This window comes from Sphingobacterium sp. LZ11T8 (assembly GCF_024261425.1).
GTDB lineage: Bacteria > Bacteroidota > Bacteroidia > Sphingobacteriales > Sphingobacteriaceae > Sphingobacterium.
This window is the reverse complement of record NZ_JANBZY010000003.1, coordinates 17,112-35,241: the sequence shown is the minus strand read 5'-3', so window position 1 is coordinate 35,241 and position 18,130 is coordinate 17,112. Positions and strand designations below refer to the sequence as shown.

The following is an 18,130-nucleotide window of genomic DNA, read 5'->3' as shown; positions in this document are numbered from 1 at the left end:
CTGTCAATCTGTTTAAATTATAACCTACCCATTTCCTTTCCTCTCTCCAAATCTTTAACTTTAAACATGGCTATTAAAAAATCCGGAACTCATTCCATTTCCTTTGAAGGCACAACCCTCGACGTCTTTTACAACTCATATCTTCCTAGCTCCGACAAAATATTCGGCAGCATCATTGTCCTGCACGGTATGCAGGAGCACAGCGGTCGATACGATGAATTTGCTACCTTTCTTTCGAAAAACGGATTTGCAGTCCTAACCTATGACCATCCTGGTCATGGACAAACTGCCAAGGATAAAGAAGAATTAGGTTTCTTCCATGAAAGCAAACCTGGGGAGTTTTTGATTCAGGTAGCTATAGGCATGTCGAAGTTCTTGAATTCGCAGTACAAAGATCAGCCTCATTTCATTATAGGACATTCTTTAGGTTCCTTTATCTCGAGGAATGTCATTCAGGAGATAGGGGAAGAATTTAGGGGAGCCGTCCTGATCGGTTCGGGACATGCAATGAAGGGAAGCTCCCTGGGCACGAAGTTTTTGGGAGTTCTTAATCGAGTAGCTCCAAATTCCAGGTCCAGTTTTATGAACGATAAGTTTGCCCAGATCAATAACAGGAAGTTTAAGGATGAGCCCAACCATGAGGATCTAAATTGGTTGAGCCTAAACTTGGAGAATCGTGATAATTACCTTACTGATGAATACTGTGGGATAGACTTTACGGACAATGCTTTTTATGGAGCGGCGCAGGTGACATTGTGGGGCAGTGGGAACGGATGGGTCAAAAAGATTCCAAAAGAGCTATCGGTTCTGTTTTTGAGTGGTGAGGACGATCCGATTGGTGATTTTGGGAAAGGGGTGAAAAAATCTGCTGAGGAGTTGGTCGAACATGGGAGCAAGGATGTCAAGTATCAGCTTTATCCAAAAATGAGGCATGAACTATTGAATGAGGATGTAAAGAAGGATGTTTATCAGAAAATATTGGACTGGTTATTAATCAAGATTTGAGTTTGGGGATGATGCTGACAGGCTGTTGTCATAGCTTTGTTTTTCTTTGTCCTAAATAAATGCGAAAAATGATGAGTAGAGAACATATTGAAAGGTTTTATGTGATTGGCATTGCTGTCACAACCTGTAACACCGATGGGTCAGCGGCACAGGATATTCCTGCACTTTGGGCAAAATTTGCAGGGGAACGATTGGATTCTAAAATTCCTAATCGAATCGATGACACTGTTTATTGTATCTACACAGATTATGAAAGTGACTATCAACATCCTTATCTAACCTTATTGGGGTGCAGGGTGAGTTCCTTGGATGAGGTTCCTGTGGATATGGTCGGGAAAGAGATTCCGGCCTCGAATTATGAAAAGACCATTGTGGAAGGTGATATTTCAGGTCCTGCCATTTATGGAGCTTGGGAAAAAATCTGGGCTTCTGATCTGGACAGAGCATATAGAGCGGATTTTGAAGTCTACTCTGCTGAAACTTGCCAAGCCGAGGTACCATCCCTTGAAATCTTTGTTTCCGTGCGTTAATTGTAGATTAGTTAAAGAAATTCTTAATAGGAAAGCTGCCATTGGTGGCTTTTTTTGATTTCTGCATCGTTTTATTTTTGGATTGATGGGCCAGCCTTTAAGGTATAAGCGGTAAAATCAAGCTTTATTTTACATTAGCAACGGGCTTTTATTGGTATCTTTGTTTTTCATACAAATAAAGGAGGGAACTTTTGGCAAAAATTGGAGTTATAGGTAGTGGAAGTTGGGCTACTGCAATGATCAAAATGTTGACAGATAACCAACAGACTAAACATATCAATTGGTGGGTTCGCAAGCAGGAAGATATTGATTATATAGAGCAATACCATCATAATCCATCTTACTTAAGTGCTGTTGAAGTTAAATTGGACCATATCAGTTTGTTCTCTGATCCAAAGGAAGTATTCCAAAATTCGGATATCATTATTCTGAATACTCCAGCAGCTTATCTTGAAGACGCCTTGCAGGATCTTCAACCTGATGATTTCAAGGATAAACTTCTGGTATCCGCCATCAAAGGAATTGTGCCATCCATAAAAATGATCGTCGGCGAGTTTTTGAACAAGAAATTCGAGGTGCCATTGGAGGATACGGTTGTTGTAGGTGGTCCTTGCCATGCGGAGGAGGTATCGCTTGAAAAACTTTCGTACCTGACCTTTGCTTCGAAAAACACTGCAAATGCTGCTGTTGTTGCTCAATTTTTTCAAAACCATTATATAAAAACAGTGGTGTCCAATGATATGTTGGGCGTAGAATATGGCGCTGTCCTTAAAAATATATATGCATTGGCTTGTGGTATCTGCCATGGTCTAGGTTATGGCGATAACTTTCAGGCGGTATTGATATCCAATGCTATCCGTGAAATGGAGTATTTCGTCAATGCTATCGATCCGCAGAAAAGGGAAATCAATCAATCGGCCTATTTAGGGGATCTATTGGTGACAGCCTATTCGCAATTCAGCCGCAATAGGACCTTCGGTACCATGATCGGCAAGGGCTACAGTGTGAAATCTGCACAGATGGAAATGAATATGGTGGCAGAGGGATATTTTGCTTCTGATTGTATCCAAGATATTATCTTGAACCATCAATTGGATATGCCAATCTGCAACACCGTTTACAATATTTTATACAAAAATCAATCAGCTACATTAGCTGTGAAAGCATTATCGGATAAACTGACGTAATGATTAATAAAGATCAAATCGCTGAAAAATATAAAGAGATTCAAGACGAGATCACCCAAGCGCTAGAGGCATTGGATGGAAAGGCTCGTTTTGAGGAAGAACTGTGGGAACGTGAAGGTGGAGGTGGAGGAAGGACCCGTATCATCCAACATGGAAATATATTGGAAAAAGGTGGGGTAAATTTCTCTGCTGTACATGGAAAGCTTCCTGAGCAGATCAAGAAAGCATTTGGCGTAGATGAAGATGAATTCTTTGCTACAGGTGTTTCCATTGTGATCCACCCCAATAATCCATGGGTGCCGATTATCCATATGAACATCCGGTATTTCGAATTGAATGAAAATATACGTTGGTTTGGTGGTGGTATTGACCTGACTCCGCATTATGTGGATGAAACCGATGCTACTTATTTCCATCAGGAACTGAAGAAAGTCTGTGATCAGTATTCATCGGAATTCTATCCTAAGTTCAAGGATTGGGCTGACCAGTATTTCTTTATCAAGCATAGGGATGAAACCAGAGGGATCGGTGGTATATTTTACGATAAATTGACTCCTGAAAAGGCAGGTATCTCTGATCAGGAAATCTTTGACTTTTCATGTGATCTTGGCCATCTTTTCCCGAAAGTATATAGTGAATTAGTAAACAGAAGCCGAAATAAACAATTTACAGAAGCTGAAAAGAACTGGCAGTTACTGAGGAGAGGCCGTTATGTGGAATTTAACTTGGTATATGATGCAGGTACTAAATTTGGCTTAGAGACCAATGGAAGGATTGAATCCATATTGATGAGCTTGCCAGAACAAGCGAATTGGTTCTATAATTTCCAAACCGAACAAGATTCTAAAGAAGAAAAAACTTTGTCCCTATTGAAAAAGGGGATTAACTGGGTTTAGTGTTTATTGAAATTCAGATTCAATGATAAAATTTGAAAGATTCATTCTTGAGAATGGATTGAAAGTGCTTGTCCATGAGGACCCTCATAGTCCTATGGCTTGCATGAACATTTTGTATAATGTAGGGGCACGGGATGAGCAGGAAGACAAAACTGGCTTCGCCCATCTGTTTGAGCACCTTATGTTCAGTGGTTCAGTAAATATTCCGAACTACGATCAACCTTTACAGAGAGTTGGCGGTGAAAATAATGCGTTTACCTCAAACGATATCACCAATTACTATATCACCTTACCCGCAAACAATATTGAAACTGCCTTTTGGTTGGAATCGGATCGTATGATGGGCTTGGCATTTAATGAGCAGGGCTTGGAGGTTCAGCGCAATGTAGTGATCGAAGAATTCAAGCAGCGTTATCTGAATCAACCTTATGGTGATGTTTGGCTGAAGCTGAGGGATTTGGCTTATAAGGTGCACCCTTATAAATGGGCTACCATAGGGAAGGAAGTCAAGCATATCGAGGATGCCAAAATGGAGGATGTAAAGGCTTTCTTTAAGAAGTTCTACACCCCTAATAATGCCATTGTAGCCATTACCGGTAACGTAAAGTTAGAGGACATCAAGGCATTGGCAAAAAAATGGTTCGCTGATATTCCGGTTGGGGAAGCCAATGATAGAAACCTTCCACAAGAGCCTAAGCAAACAGCGGCCCGCCTGGAAGAAGTAACCGCGGATGTTCCGGTGAGCAGTATTTACATCGCTTTCCATTCGGTAGATCGGCTAGATCCCAACTATCAGGTGGTTGATCTGATCACGGATGTGCTGGCAAGAGGAAGCTCCTCTAGACTCTACAGGAGATTGGTAAAGGACCGCAAATTATTCAGCGAGATCAATGCATATGTGCTGGGTAGCTTGGATAGCAACCTTATCGTTGTGGAGGGCAAGCCGGTTGAAAAAGTCTCCCTTCAGGATGCTGAGAAAGCAATCTGGGAGGAGCTGGATAAATTGAAATCGGAATTGGTTTCTGTGGAGGAACTGACCAAAGTAAAGAACAAGATTGAATCAACCATGGTCTTTGCTGAACTATCGATCTTAGATAAGGCGATGAACCTGGCATATTATGAATTGCTTGGGGATGCTGAACTATATAATCAAGAAGTAGAAAAATATTTGAACATAACTGCCGAAGATATCATGCGAGTATCTCAGGAGACCTTTCAACGAGATAACTCATCTACATTAATGTACAATGCAAGAAGTAAGGAGGCTGAACATGCTGAATAGAATACATGCACCATCGATTAATGGAATTGGCGATATCAACCTTGAGCGACCAGAGGAAATCAATTTTTCCAATGGGCTGAAGGTTTTTGTGTTCCATGCGCCGGAACAGGAGCTGGTAAAGGCCGAGTTCGTTTTCAATAATCTCTTTGAAGGTTTTGAAAATCCGGTTAGGAACACCGCTCTGAGCTCTATGTTGAAGGAAGGGACGAGTTCATTGAACAGTGCCCAAATTGCAGAGAAGATTGATTTTTACGGGGCTTATCTGGTTCCTGAATTCAGTTTTGACTATAATGCCCTGACGCTTTATTCATTGGGTAAGCATATTGATGCGGTCCTGCCCATAGTCAATGATATCCTGAATAACTCCATCATCCCAGAACAGGAATTGCAAACCTATGTGAGGAACAACAGTCAAAGTCTGCAGATTTCATTGGAGAAAACTGATTTTATCGCTCGTCGTCGCTTTTATGATAGCTTGTTCGGTTCCACCCGTTATGGACAATCGGTAACGGATGAATTGTTAAAGGGATTGGATAGGGAGGATATTGCAAGATTGTACAGACAGCAGATTCAACCTAAAAACGCGACATTGTTCCTTTCGGGAAATATTACTCCGGAGGTCTTGTTCAGTTTTCGGAATTACTTTGAAGATCAATGGCAAGGGGATGTTCAGATCAATCATTCGCCATTTATCCAAAAGGCAGAACATAATATGGAGTTGCTTAAGGTCGATAAACCTGGAGCATTGCAATCGTCCATCCGCCTAGGAAAGATTGGAATCAAGCGTTCGCATGCGGATTATCCGGCGTTGCAGTTTGTAAACACGTTGTTTGGTGGTTTCTTTGGTTCCAGATTGATGAGCAATATCCGTGAGGATAAAGGCTATACCTACAGTGTTGGTTCGTTGGTGGCCAACCTAAGCCATGCTGGTTTTATTTCCATCGTCACTGATGTTGGTTCTGCATACACAGAAGATACCTTGAAACAGATCGAGTTGGAGTCCAGGAGATTGCAGGATGAAAAGGTGAGCAAAGAAGAATTGGAATTGGTGCGGAACTATATGCTAGGGGCAATGCTAGGAAGCTTGGAATCTATATTTTCGCATGTCGATAAATTCAAGTCTGTCTATTTTTCAGGATTAGACCTTGATTATTACACCTATTACAGCAATATCGTGCGTAATATCAACGCCGACCAAGTTCAAGATATTGCCCAGAATTATTTGGGAGTTGATGATATGGTGAAGGTGGTTGTTGGTTAAGAAGTATTTAGTAGTTAGTATTTAGTAGTTAGACAAGAGTCTTAATGCTATTTGGTTTTTGTTGCATTTAGTATTTAGACGGTTGAAAGGGTCTAAATACTAAATACTTGATACTAAATACTATTTTAAGCCATTAAATCCCTGATTGCTACGGAGGCTAAAGTGCCACCAAATGCTGCTGGTAGGTAGGACATGGTTCCGTAGGCAGATTTTTTGAAATTGCTGCCATCGGTGTACAGTAAAGATTCTTTATCTGGGAGTTCGGTTGAGAAAACAACTTTGACTCCTTTTTTTATGCCGTGTTTTTTGAGTTTTTTGCGGATATGCTGTGCAAGCTTACAGTTGAAGGTACTGCCAATATCGGCTACTCGGATTTTAGTTGGGTCGACCTTGCCACCAGCACCCATGGAACTTACAAATGGTACCTGGGCATCCAATGCCAAGCGAATGAAAAACAATTTAGGCGTGATGCTGTCAATAGCTTCTACGCAGTAATCGGGTTTTAAGTCCAATAGACCGGGGATGCTCTGTGGCAGAATAAACTCTTGCACCACATTAAGTTCCAATTCAGGATTGATAGCCAATAGCCTTTCTTTCATGATCTCAGCCTTTGCTTGGCCATGATTGGTTGCCAAGGCTGGTAACTGCCTGTTTCTATTGCTGGGATCGACCGTATCTCCATCGATAATGGTCATCTTTCCAACACCAGACCGTGCAATAAATTCAGCGGCAAAGGAACCTACACCGCCAAGACCAAGTACCATGACATGGGAGTTAGCCAATTTCTCCAGAGCTTCTCTACCGACAAGTGCTTCGGTACGAGAAAGCCATGATATATCCATCATTCTTTATATACTATAATTAAAAACCTTCTTGAAATTCAGCAAGATCTGCTGCTCCAGTTCCTGCAAAGGCAGTTTTCTGGCGCGGCAAAAATAAGCATAAATTTCAGAGATTTTTGCATTCTTATCGTCACATTCTAAGAAAACACGATCGAGAGGGATATTGCGGATTACCTCCAGCATTCCGCCCTGTAAGATGTGTGGGCCCAATGATAGGTAATAGCCATTTTTCAGGAGGGTTTCTGCCAATGCCCAGTTTTTTGCATAGCCATGCATCATGACGGGAACATGATTGTGTTTTGCGGTCAAGGCACTGAATACTTCCGAATAGGCTCGGACACAATGGATAATAAGGGGCTTGTTGATTTCATTGGCTAATTCGATCTGTTTTTCGAAAGCCATGACCTGCTTCTCCCAAGGAGTAGAGGCCAATTTATCTAAACCACATTCACCAACGGCGATCACTCCTTCTTGAGCCTGATAGCGCAGCAAGGTTTCAAACTGCAGATTAAAATTCTCATCTATATACCATGGATGGATCCCTGCGCTGCAGGGTTTTCTGTAGATAGACTCTTTGGAAACAATGACATTGGGCAGCGTGAGGACTCCCGGATCAGGTTCTGCATGTTTATGGGTATGGATATCGATCAGCAACATATAGATTTTGATTCTAAACTAATGATATTTTTGGCAAAAACTACTCCATTATTTCTACCCGTTCAAATTCAAGGATGATAATTCCCGATGTTGTATCTATTTTAAAACGTTTGCGATTGTGGTCATTGTCGAAATTCTTTTCGATTTCAGGGACTGTTTCTGAAATCTCGAGGATTACTGGATAGCCTTCGTGGGCAATTTCAGAGCGTGAGTAGTGGGTGACCTGATCAAATTTCATTTTCCGCTCATGACCATGATGGCCGGCATCATCATCCAGCAGTAAGGTTACGAATAGTGTCTGCGACTTGGAGTCTTCTTCTGTTTTTATGATTTCTGCTCCTAATAGAGAATTAATGTCTATTACCATAATGCTACATTGTCTAGGTATCTACCTGTATAACAGAAATCGCGTTATTTCGTTTTTATAATGGGTTAATTATTACTAAAAACAAAATTATTGTGCCTAAGGTCCTCCATAATCAACTTCATGATATCCTTCTTTCTTTCAGCTATCAGTTTAGCCTTCAGATTTTTGATAAAAGGATGCTTCCCAGACGACTGGGACTCATTTTTTGAGGAGTTGTTTTTCTTGTTGAACATATTACCTCCTGATGATAAATTGTTTATAATGGTCAAACATTTTAGTAACTAAATGAGATTCAGCTAACTAAGTGTTGTATTAAAGTTAAGGTAATGTGTTGATAATAACAATAGATGGGAAGAATTTTAAGCAGGGATTTAATTTTGCTTAAGGATTGCATATCTTCGTTTCAAAATCTTGAAATTGCTAAAAATCGCCCATCATACTGCTTATATACAACCTTTGCCGGAAGGACATCGCTTTCCGATGATGAAATATGAGCTGATTCCCGAGCAATTGATTTATGAAGGTTTGGTGGGTAGAGATTCCTTCTTTGAACCTGAATTGGTTGATAAGGAAATCATCTACCTAGCCCATGACAAGCAATATACTGACGCTTTATTGAACCTGACCTTAGATCCGAAGATGGTCCGTCGGATTGGTTTTCCTATGACGGAATCGCTGGTTGCGCGAGAAAGGTATCTGATTGATGGAACCATTAAGGCTTCCCTGGAAGCCCTGAAAAATGCTGTGTCATTCAATACCGCCGGAGGTACCCATCATGCCGGAAGGGACTTCGGCGAAGGATTCTGCCTGCTCAATGACCAGGCAGTAGCTGCCGCCTATCTGTATCATGAAGGGCTGGCAAAGAAGATATTGATTATCGACCTGGATGTTCATCAAGGCAATGGAACTGCCCATATCTTTGAAGACCATCCCGATATCATTACCTTTTCAATCCACGGTGAGAAGAATTTTCCTTTCAAAAAAGAGAAATCTCATTATGACATCGCATTGCACGATGCTGTCGAAGATGAAGAATACCTTTCCATATTAGCAGATAGTATTCCCGAATTATTTAATAAAGTTGAACCTGATTTTGTGTATTTTCAGTCAGGTGTCGATGTATTGGCGACTGACAAGCTCGGAAAATTTAACCTGAGCATGGAAGGTTGCCGCCAGAGAGATGCGATTGTCTTTCAAAATTGCAAGAAGTTTAAAGTCCCAGTTGAAGTGAGTATGGGCGGCGGATATTCTGTTCACATCAAGGATATCGTCAATGCTCATGTCAACACCTATAGGACTGCCATAGATATTTACGATTTATAAAAAATTATGTTTTTTCACCAAGATGCTAGTTTCCTGAACCTGATAATCCATCATGTAGGAAATAAAAGCCAAGACGAGTATTTTACCTTATCTGAGGAAGAAGTTGATGTTAAATCTGATGAGATATTAGCAGACCTGTTGATGCAATATTTTATGAAACCATTTGCTAAGGCGAATGAGGTCTATCGATTCTACCATCCTAACGATACCTTGGATCTAAATGAGGTTTTTTACTTTTCAAGACAGTATTTCAAAGGAGAATTGGGATTCGTGGAGTATTCAAAATCCATTGCTAAGTTCCTGTATGAAGTAACCGAACATCCCAAGATCAAATCTGGAGAGCTGTATGTTGTAGCTCTGGATAATGTGCAATTGGAAGGAGAGGAGCATAAGGCTATAGGGATCTTTAAATCGGAAAATAAGGAGGCTTATCTGAAAGTTTATACCGAAGCTTCAGGCTTAGGGGTGAATTACGAAGAAAAAGCAATCAATATCAATAAACTTGATAAAGGGGTGGTCATCGTGAATGTTGAAGAGGAGGAAGGCTATAAAGTGCTCTGTGTGGACCAGACCAATGGTTCTGAAGCGGTGTACTGGAAGGATGATTTCTTAAAACTGAAGACCAGAAATGATAACTACCAACAGACCGGGAACCTGATGAAAGTCTACAAGAACTTTGTCAACGATAAGATAGATGAGGTTTTTGATATGGACAAAGCAGATAAAATTGACCTGATGAACCGTTCCATGAACTATTTCAAGACAAAGGAAACCTTTGTGGAGGATGAGTTCAACGAAGAGGTAATCGGTAACCCTGATGCTATTTCTCTATTCAAGGATTATAAGAGCAATTTTGAGGATGAGTTTGAAACTCCTTTCCAATCGAACTTCGATATTGCTGCTCCAGCAGTGAAGAAAATGGCAAGCAGCTATAAATCCGTCCTTAAACTGGATAAAAACTTCCATATCTACGTGCATGGCAAGCGTGAGCTCCTTGAAAAGGGTTATGATGAGGATAAGGGAATGAATTATTATAAACTGTATTTCGAAAACGAAGATTAGTCATGGCAAGACCTAAGTCAAATAAGCAGTATTACAAATGGATAGGCATCTGTATTTTGCTGATATTGGCCTTGCAGATCTTTCAATCAAACTCGAGTTGGGTAGAAACTGCTTATAGCCGTGGTTTCTACCCCATTTACGCTTATATCCCCAAATTTCTTTTTGGCTGGTTACCCTTTAGTATCGGAGACCTGATCTATGCTTTTATCTTTATCCTTCTTGCATGGACACTCATAAAAGCCATTGTTTTGCTCTTCAAAAAGCAATATGCTCAGTCAGGAAAACGATTTTTAAGGTTTATTGGCCAACTCTTGACTTTCTATATCTTCTTTTATGCTGCTTGGGCATTGAACTATTATAGGATACCCATCAGTAAGCAATTGGATATAAAAGTTGATACCATAAAGCTAGAAGACCATCTATCGGTACTGGAGGCCCATATTGCCAAGGCAAATGGGCTTCGGGAACAGATAAATATTACAGATCAGGATAGGGATAAGGCAGCTGGGCAGATTCAGGAATTGATGTTAACTGATCAAACATTTCCTATGCTCAGTAAGTCGCAGGTCGAGATTAAGACCCCATTGATTGGTCCTATGGCTTCGTATTTTGGAGTGTCGGGTTATTTCAATCCATTCAGCAATGAGGCTCATGTCAATGCTGAGATGCCAAAAACGAGCTATCCTTTCACGGTTGCCCATGAACTATCCCATCAGATGGGGATTGGATTTGAAGACGAATGTAATTTTATCGCTTTTGTTAAGCTGAAGGACCATGCAGATCCTTGGTATCAATATGCGGCCTATTATGAAAGTGTTACCTACCTGCTTAGGACCTTATATCTGGTCGATAAAGTAAAGTTCGAGACCTATAAGGAGCAGCTTTCCCCACTAGTAAAAGCTGATATCAAGGAAGACCAAGATTATTGGCTGCGCTATACCGGTTGGATATCGGATATATCAGGCTTGTTTTACAACCAATATTTGAAACATAACAATCAGATCGAAGGGATGGCAAGATATGGAATGGTCAGTAGGTTGATCATTGCCTGGGAAATAAAATAGGCTAGCTGAACCAGCTAGCCTATTATCGATTTTATCTTTTCCTATACAGAGAAACTTTCTCCGCATGCACAAGTTCTTGAAGCGTTTGGATTATGGAATTCAAATCCTTTACCTGTCAGACCATCAGAGTAATCCAATTCTGTTCCGGCTAAATAAAGGTAAGATTTGATATCTAAACAAATCTTTACTCCATTGTCCTCGAAGAACTGATCTCCTTTTTTCTCTTCATTGTCGAAGTTCAATTTGTAAGATAGTCCTGAGCAACCACCACTTTCCACAGCAACACGTACGAAATAAGTGTTATCGTAGTTCTCTTCCTTAATAATTGCGCTTATACGTTCTTTTGCTTTATCAGTAACGGTAACCATGCTTTCTCCTTTAAATAATTCTACAAAAATACATAAAACAAATATGAAATATGATTTCAATCATCTTTCTTCTGTCAAATTAATCCTTCCTTGTACATCTCCCAAATTGGTGAATCCTTCCTAATGCTTTCACAGGCGGCCTTAATGAGAGGAATCGCATAATCTATTTGTGCCTTGCTATTGTATTTGCTAAAGCTGAAGCGAAGGCTGCAATAGGCTTCGTCATCGGTATAGCCCATGGCCTTTAAAACATGAGAAGGATCTCGATCTCCAGAGACACATGCCGACCCAGAGGAAATAGCTATGGTTGGAAGTTTGGTCATTAATTCTGTTGCCTTTACATGTTTGATATGTATATTGCTGCTGTTGGGTAATCTGTTGCTTCCCAGTGTTTTGATTTCGCTCTCCTCAATCTCTTCTAGAAGCCTTTTTTCAAAGTAATTTCTTACCTCTTCCACTTTATCATGGTCGAAATCTACCTGTTTCGCTGCCTCTCCCAAGCCTACAATTTGATGGACAGCATAGGTTCCGCCACGAAAGCCTGATTCCTGTTTTCCTCCTACAATCAAGGCTGGGATCTGGGTAGGTTTCGTCTTCCTGCGGATATATAATGCGCCAATTCCCTTCGGTCCATGGATCTTGTGGGCACTCAAACAGATAATATCGATAGGTATCTTACTGAGGTCCAATGGCAGCTTTCCAATCCATTGGGTGGCATCACAGAAAAAAAGAACATCGTTTTCTAAACAGATCTTGGCAATCTCTTCAATAGGTTGAAGAACTCCGGTTTCATTATTGGCTGCCATAATGCTTATCAAAACTGTTTTGTCTGTGATCGCGTTCTTTAATTCTTCCAAATCGATAACTCCAAATTTGTTCACCTTGAGGTAGCTAACCTGCATACCTTCTTTCTCCACAGCGTGACAACTGCTCAATACAGCTTTATGCTCCGCACTGGAAGTGATGATATGGTTGCCTTTGGATTGATAGGCTTTGCTGATTCCCTTGATTACGGTGTTAATGGATTCTGTAGATCCCGAGCTGAAATAAATTTCCTTAGGGTTTACATTCAATAATTCTGCGACCTGTAAACGAGCCTTTTCTACAGCATGATTGGCTTGTCTCCCTAATTTATGCTGTATGCTGGAAGCATTTCCGTAGGAGTCCTTTAAATAGGGGAGCATGGCTTCAAAGACCTGATTGTCTATCTTCGTTGTGGCATTATTATCAAAATAGCAGTAGTCCATATGTTAAAGTTATTTAAAATATTAAGCCATCAGCTGAATAAAAGACTATTTTTTTATTTTTGGGCTAAATTATCACAGCAAGAAAATGAACTTTGCAAATTTAGAATCAAGCTTAGAGAAGTTGTTCGACGTAATCCTTCTTAAAATCCCGAGTATAGCCGTTGGTTTTTTCATCTTAATTGTAGGCCGTTACATCATAAAGTTCGTCCTGAAATTTATCGATAAGCGCTTTGTCAAAAAAGATGTTGATATTTCAATCCGCTCCTTTATCAAGAGCCTTTTAAAATTTGCGATGTATGCCTTGTTGATCCTGACGGTAGCTAATACCATGGGGATTGAAACCACCTCCTTTATCGCTGCATTATCAGCCTTCGGTCTAGCGGTTGGTATGGCCTTGCAGGGAAGCTTGTCAAACTTTGCAGGTGGGGTGCTGATCTTGGTGTTCAGACAATTTGATGTGGGCGATTATATATCCAGTGCCAATGGTTCTTCTGGCTCTGTGGAAAGGATTGATCTATTGTATACCACCATTATTGATGATGACGGAATCCGCGTATTTAGTCCTAACGGAACCTTAGCGAATTCGGTCATTAAGAATTATACAAAGATCACCGCGCGAAGAATGCAGTTCACTTTCGTTGTTTCCTATGATACGAACATCAAAGTGGCTCGTGAAGCAATCCTTTCGGTATTAAATACTGATGAACGTATTTTGGATGCACCGAAGAAAGAGGTCATCGTGGGTGACTTAAAGGAATCAGGAATCAGTTTGGTGGTAAGGGCTTGGGCGAACCGCGAAGTATTCTGGGCAACGAAAAACCAGATAAGCGAGGAAATCAAGAATGTTTTAGATGGAAAGAATGTAATATTCCCTTCCAATATAGTGAAGGTCATAGATGAAACTCCAGGCGACGAAGAAAAGGACAAGGCCGTTTCCTAATCCATTGAGTTAATCAAAACATAATATCGGTAAGCTACAACAGCCTGTTGTAGCTTACTTAGTTTAGAAGGGTCCTCCTTACTATACTTTGGAAGTACTTTCTGGTTGATTTTGTTCAAAATCCTAAAGAATCCCTTTTTCATATTTTTTTTAGTGAATCAATAAATTCAAACCTACAGCTAATAATGCTCCAATAATTGGACCAAGAACAGGCACCCAAGCATAACCAGCATCAAATCCAGCTTTATTTCTTATCGGAAGGATGGCATGTACGATCCTTGGACCTAAATCCCTGGCAGGGTTGATCGCATAACCCGTTGTTCCACCTAGAGAGAGTCCGATCACCCACACCAAAAAAGCAACAGGAATTGCCCCAATAGAACCCAAACCTACCACAGAATCATCCGAAAGCTTGGCATCCGTAAAATGGAGGATAGTGAAGATCAGAACAAAGGTTCCCACAACCTCAGAGATCAGGTTGATGGGCAGGTTCCTGATGGCAGGTTCTGTACAGAATACAGCTTGCTTTGCAGCAGGGTCTTCCGTAGCATCAAAATGACTCTTATAGACCAACCATACCACAGTTGCCCCGATCATAGCACCCAAAAACTGAGCAGCAATGTAAGATAGGGAAGTAGCAAGGTCCAATTTGCCCAATGCCAAGTTCGCAATGGTTACAGCGCAGTTCAAGTGGGCTCCTGAAAAGGGAGCGGCAATGCTGACCCCTACAAATACAGCCAATGCCCAGGCGGTTGTGATCACGATCCATCCCGAATCATTTCCTTTAGTTTTGTTCAATACGACATTGGCAACAACCCCGCCTCCCAGGAGAATCATTACGGCGGTGCCAACAAGTTCAGCTATAAATGGTGTCATTTTTAGGTTTTATAGTAATATGTTTTCAATTAGGTGTTAGTGGTATTATGCGTTATCCGACCAATAGATCACAGCGTTTACCGCACGTTTCCATTGTTCAAGATTCTTGTCCAGCTTTACGGACTTATTGTTTTCAATGCGTTTATCTTCTTGCCAAAGCTCTTGGAGTTCCGATAGATCCTTCCAGAATCCAACAGCAAGACCCGCTAGAAATGCGGCTCCCATAGCAGTAGTTTCTGTGATCTTAGGTTTTACAACCGTAGATTTTAATATATCAGCCTGGAACTGTAAAAGGAATTGGTTTTGAGTCGCACCGCCATCCACGCGCAATTCTTTGATCTTGGTCTTAGAATCCGCTTCCATGGCTTTCAGGATATCATGGGTTTGGTAAGCGATACTTTCGATGGCTGCCCTAGCAATATGGGCATCGGTTGTTCCTCTTGAGATTCCAAAGATTGTTCCTCTGGCGTTCGGGTTCCAATGTGGAGCACCCAATCCCGCAAAAGCAGGGACTAAATAAACCCCATCAGTGGTATCAACACTGGTTGCCAAGGCTTCTATATCGCTTGATTTTTTGATGATCTTTAACTCATCCCGTAGCCATTGTACAACAGCTCCGCCAATAAAAATACTTCCTTCCAAAGCGTAGACTACCTCTTTTCCGATTTTCCAGCCAATGGTAGTTACCAATTTATTTTCCGATTTGACAGGTTTGTTGCCAATATTCATCAACAAGAAACATCCGGTCCCATAGGTATTCTTGGCCATTCCCTTTTTCAGGCACATCTGCCCAAAAAGAGCCGCTTGTTGATCACCGGCGATACCAGCAATCGGAATAGGTCGGCTGCCCAATTCGGTGGATGTTTCACCATATACCTCAGAAGAGCTCTTTACTTCAGGCAACAGGGACTCCGGAATGTCAAACAATTCCAATAGTCCCTTATCCCATTCTAGATCATTGATATTATAAAGCATGGTTCGTGATGCGTTGGTCACATCCGTAACATGTTTTTCTCCATTCGTTAAGTTCCAGATCAACCACGAGTCAATGGTTCCAAAAGCAAGTTCCTTGCGTTCAGCCAGTTTTCTTGCACCTTTCACATTGTCCAGGATCCATTTGATCTTTGTTGCAGAAAAGTAAGAATCGATCAGGAGACCAGTTTTCTCCTGAACCATGTCCAAGTGACCGTCTTTGATCAGCTTGGCACAATAGTCAGCAGTTCTGCGGTCTTGCCATACGATTGCATTATAGATAGGTTCGCCAGTTCTACGGTTCCATACCACGGTGGTCTCCCTTTGGTTGGTAATACCGATACCTTTGATGGATTCCAACTTGGTCTTGGATTTCGCCAAGGCTTCCGTGAATACAGCCATCTGGCTAGACCAGATTTCCTGCGGATCATGCTCCACCCATCCCGATTTGGGATAGATCTGTTGAAATTCCTTTTGGGCTATGTTGACGATATCACCCTTTTTGTTAAATAAAATTGCTCTCGAGCTTGTCGTTCCTTGATCTAATGCAACAATATATTCTTTCATTCTCTACGGTTTATATAGTCTTGAATTATAGTGTGTAGCGTTTCGCTAGTTTAATGTATTGCTTAACTTCATCTTGTGCCCAACCTTCAGGTTTGCCCAGTTCCTTGGCCATGATCTCGGCCACTTTAGGAGCGGCTTTCATCGACGCCTCGGCATCTAACAGTAGGAGGCGACAACGTCTGGCAAGGAAATCTTCAACCTTACGGACCATCTCGTAACGGCAAGCCCAAACCACTTCAGCGGCGTTGTATTCATAGCCATCCACCAGCAGGTCGCGTAAGGATTCATCCTCTTGGATCAGTTGCTGTATCGCTTGATAATCTTTACCATAAAGGTTCCAATGCGCATGATAGACATCTGGGGTTGAACCATGGATTGCTAGGTTTTTGGTCCTACATGGTACATCTTTCAATTTCCCGATCTCAATGGCCATATTGACGGTGTCTTCTGCCATTTTACGGTAGGTTGTCCATTTACCTCCCGTAATCGTGATCAAGTCAGATTCCGAGTGGATAAGCTTATGGTCCCTTGAAATTTCCTTTGTGCTTTCATCATCGTCTTTTGGAGCGGCCAAAGGCCTTAATCCGGCATAAATAGCTAGGATATCTTCACGCTTTGGCGCAGGATTCAAATAGCTGTCTGCGGTTTCCAAAATAAAATTGATTTCATCTTCCATTGGTCTTGGTTCGATCATATGATCCTTGATAGGGATATCGGTTGTGCCGAGCAGGACTTTCCCATGCCAAGGCACACCAAAGAGGACACGTCCATCACTAGTCTCCGGAATCATCAATGCATCGATCCCATCGAGGAACTTCTGGTCAATCACGATATGCGAACCTTGACTTGGACGAACCAAGTTTTTATGCTTAGGGGAGTCCATCTTCAGGATATCGTCCACAAATACACCGGTAGCATTGATAACCGTCTTAGCTTGAATGCGATATGTTTCGTTTGTTTCAGTGTCCCTTACGGTAATTCCATTGACTTTTCCTTGCTCATTCTTGTGGATCTCCATTGCTTCCATATAGTTCAGAACGGTCGCGCCATGTTCAAATGCTGTCTGACCCAAGTTCACGGCAAGTCTGGCATCGTCGAATTGACCATCATAGTACAAAATCCCACCTTTCAAGCTTTTTGTCTTGATGTGAGGGAGTTTCTGAACCACCTCATCTTTGGAGAGGCCTTCCGAATTTCCGATGCGTAGGCTGCCTGCAAGCCAATCATAGAGCTTCAGGCCAATTAAGTATTTTAATTTGCTAAAAGTCGAATAGACAGGGATAACAAAAGATTGTACGGATGAAACGTGTGGTGCATTCTTAAATATCAGGCCTCTTTCTCTCAAGGCACCCATCACTAATTTGATATCACCATTTGCCAAGTAACGGACACCACCATGTACCAATTTGGTACTCTTACTGGAGGTTCCTTTTGCGAAGTCATATTTTTCGATCAATAGGACTTTAAAACCTCTACTGGCAGCATCTACTGCTGTCCCTAAGCCGGTAGCACCGCCTCCGATGACTACCAAGTCCCAAATGGTTGATTCTTTTAGTTTATTGAGTTGATCTGATCTGTTGATTCCAGCGAGCATGTAATTGTGTTTTATGCTAAATGTAAGAATTTTTAAGAAGAAATTAAATCCATGCTGAGGACTTTACATAAAATTAACGCCTTTAATAAT

General features: G+C 41.3%; 18 protein-coding genes. 10 read left to right on the top strand and 8 right to left on the bottom strand.

Going from position 1 to position 18,130, the window contains the following annotated elements; all coding sequences use genetic code 11:
- Positions 1-66: 66 nt before the first annotated feature.
- From NLF99_RS08335 to NLF99_RS08310, 6 genes are all read left to right on the top strand, one after another.
- A complete protein-coding gene (locus NLF99_RS08335) occupies positions 67-1,005 on the top strand; it encodes an alpha/beta fold hydrolase (protein WP_254527693.1) in 939 nt (312 codons plus the stop codon).
- A gap of 68 nt (positions 1,006-1,073) precedes the next feature.
- Positions 1,074-1,535 (top strand): GyrI-like domain-containing protein, encoded by a 462-nt coding sequence (locus NLF99_RS08330; RefSeq protein WP_254527692.1) that lies wholly within the window; start codon positions 1,074-1,076, stop codon positions 1,533-1,535.
- 191 nt (positions 1,536-1,726) lie between these two features.
- On the top strand, positions 1,727-2,722 hold the full coding sequence (locus NLF99_RS08325) for an NAD(P)H-dependent glycerol-3-phosphate dehydrogenase (RefSeq protein WP_262890807.1): 996 nt from the start codon (positions 1,727-1,729) through the stop codon (positions 2,720-2,722).
- On the top strand, positions 2,722-3,618 hold the full coding sequence (gene hemF / locus NLF99_RS08320) for an oxygen-dependent coproporphyrinogen oxidase (protein ID WP_185212626.1): 897 nt from the start codon (positions 2,722-2,724) through the stop codon (positions 3,616-3,618). Before NLF99_RS08325 ends, hemF begins: the two co-directional genes overlap by 1 nt.
- Before the next feature lie 22 nt (positions 3,619-3,640).
- Positions 3,641-4,900 (top strand): pitrilysin family protein, encoded by a 1,260-nt coding sequence (locus tag NLF99_RS08315; RefSeq protein ID WP_254527691.1) that lies wholly within the window; start codon positions 3,641-3,643, stop codon positions 4,898-4,900.
- On the top strand, positions 4,890-6,161 hold the full coding sequence (locus NLF99_RS08310) for a pitrilysin family protein (protein WP_254527690.1): 1,272 nt from the start codon (positions 4,890-4,892) through the stop codon (positions 6,159-6,161). The genes NLF99_RS08315 and NLF99_RS08310 overlap by 11 nt, the downstream gene beginning before the upstream one ends.
- 125 nt (positions 6,162-6,286) lie before the next feature.
- Here the strand turns inward: NLF99_RS08310 and NLF99_RS08305 are convergent, their stop codons facing one another.
- The 3 genes from NLF99_RS08305 to NLF99_RS08295 are packed head-to-tail and all read right to left on the bottom strand — an operon-like array spanning position 6,287 to position 8,027.
- On the bottom strand, positions 6,287-7,006 hold the full coding sequence (locus NLF99_RS08305) for a ThiF family adenylyltransferase (protein ID WP_185212623.1): 720 nt from the start codon (positions 7,004-7,006) through the stop codon (positions 6,287-6,289).
- Between the two features lie 3 nt (positions 7,007-7,009).
- Positions 7,010-7,660 carry a TatD family hydrolase gene (locus NLF99_RS08300; protein ID WP_254527689.1) on the bottom strand — a complete coding sequence of 217 codons (651 nt, stop codon included), beginning with the start codon at positions 7,658-7,660 and terminating at the stop codon, positions 7,010-7,012.
- Between the two features lie 40 nt (positions 7,661-7,700).
- Positions 7,701-8,027: a hypothetical protein gene (locus tag NLF99_RS08295; protein ID WP_185212621.1), complete on the bottom strand. Its 327-nt coding sequence runs from the start codon at positions 8,025-8,027 to the stop codon at positions 7,701-7,703.
- A gap of 411 nt (positions 8,028-8,438) precedes the next feature.
- On the opposite strand from NLF99_RS08295, the gene NLF99_RS08290 reads away from it, so the two are divergent.
- The 3 genes from NLF99_RS08290 to NLF99_RS08280 are packed head-to-tail and all read left to right on the top strand — an operon-like array spanning position 8,439 to position 11,476.
- Positions 8,439-9,350 (top strand): histone deacetylase, encoded by a 912-nt coding sequence (locus tag NLF99_RS08290; protein ID WP_308214529.1) that lies wholly within the window; start codon positions 8,439-8,441, stop codon positions 9,348-9,350.
- Between the two features lie 6 nt (positions 9,351-9,356).
- On the top strand, positions 9,357-10,412 hold the full coding sequence (locus NLF99_RS08285; protein ID WP_254527688.1) for a nucleoid-associated protein: 1,056 nt from the start codon (positions 9,357-9,359) through the stop codon (positions 10,410-10,412).
- A 2-nt stretch (positions 10,413-10,414) separates the two neighbouring features.
- Positions 10,415-11,476 carry a DUF3810 domain-containing protein gene (locus NLF99_RS08280; protein WP_254527687.1) on the top strand — a complete coding sequence of 354 codons (1,062 nt, stop codon included), beginning with the start codon at positions 10,415-10,417 and terminating at the stop codon, positions 11,474-11,476.
- 41 nt (positions 11,477-11,517) lie between these two features.
- On the opposite strand, the gene NLF99_RS08275 is transcribed toward NLF99_RS08280, so the two are convergent.
- Together NLF99_RS08275 and NLF99_RS08270 are read right to left on the bottom strand one after the other, a co-directional pair.
- Positions 11,518-11,844, bottom strand: coding sequence for an iron-sulfur cluster assembly accessory protein (locus tag NLF99_RS08275; protein ID WP_185212618.1), 327 nt, complete (start codon positions 11,842-11,844; stop codon positions 11,518-11,520).
- A gap of 74 nt (positions 11,845-11,918) precedes the next feature.
- Positions 11,919-13,091, bottom strand: a complete 1,173-nt coding sequence (locus NLF99_RS08270; RefSeq protein WP_254527686.1) for a cysteine desulfurase family protein — start codon at positions 13,089-13,091, stop codon at positions 11,919-11,921.
- 85 nt (positions 13,092-13,176) lie between these two features.
- Here NLF99_RS08270 and NLF99_RS08265 point away from each other — a divergent pair, with 85 nt between their 5' ends.
- Positions 13,177-14,031: a mechanosensitive ion channel family protein gene (locus tag NLF99_RS08265; RefSeq protein ID WP_254527685.1), complete on the top strand. Its 855-nt coding sequence runs from the start codon at positions 13,177-13,179 to the stop codon at positions 14,029-14,031.
- Positions 14,032-14,181: 150 nt separating this feature from the next.
- On the opposite strand, the gene NLF99_RS08260 is transcribed toward NLF99_RS08265, so the two are convergent.
- From NLF99_RS08260 to NLF99_RS08250, 3 genes are read right to left on the bottom strand one after another with little or no spacing between them, the layout of a single operon-like run.
- Positions 14,182-14,907, bottom strand: coding sequence for an MIP/aquaporin family protein (locus NLF99_RS08260; RefSeq protein ID WP_254527684.1), 726 nt, complete (start codon positions 14,905-14,907; stop codon positions 14,182-14,184).
- Between the two features lie 45 nt (positions 14,908-14,952).
- Positions 14,953-16,446, bottom strand: a complete 1,494-nt coding sequence (glpK, locus tag NLF99_RS08255; protein WP_254527683.1) for a glycerol kinase GlpK — start codon at positions 16,444-16,446, stop codon at positions 14,953-14,955.
- A 25-nt stretch (positions 16,447-16,471) separates the two neighbouring features.
- Positions 16,472-18,040 carry a glycerol-3-phosphate dehydrogenase/oxidase gene (locus tag NLF99_RS08250; protein ID WP_254527682.1) on the bottom strand — a complete coding sequence of 523 codons (1,569 nt, stop codon included), beginning with the start codon at positions 18,038-18,040 and terminating at the stop codon, positions 16,472-16,474.
- Positions 18,041-18,130 lie beyond the last annotated feature (90 nt).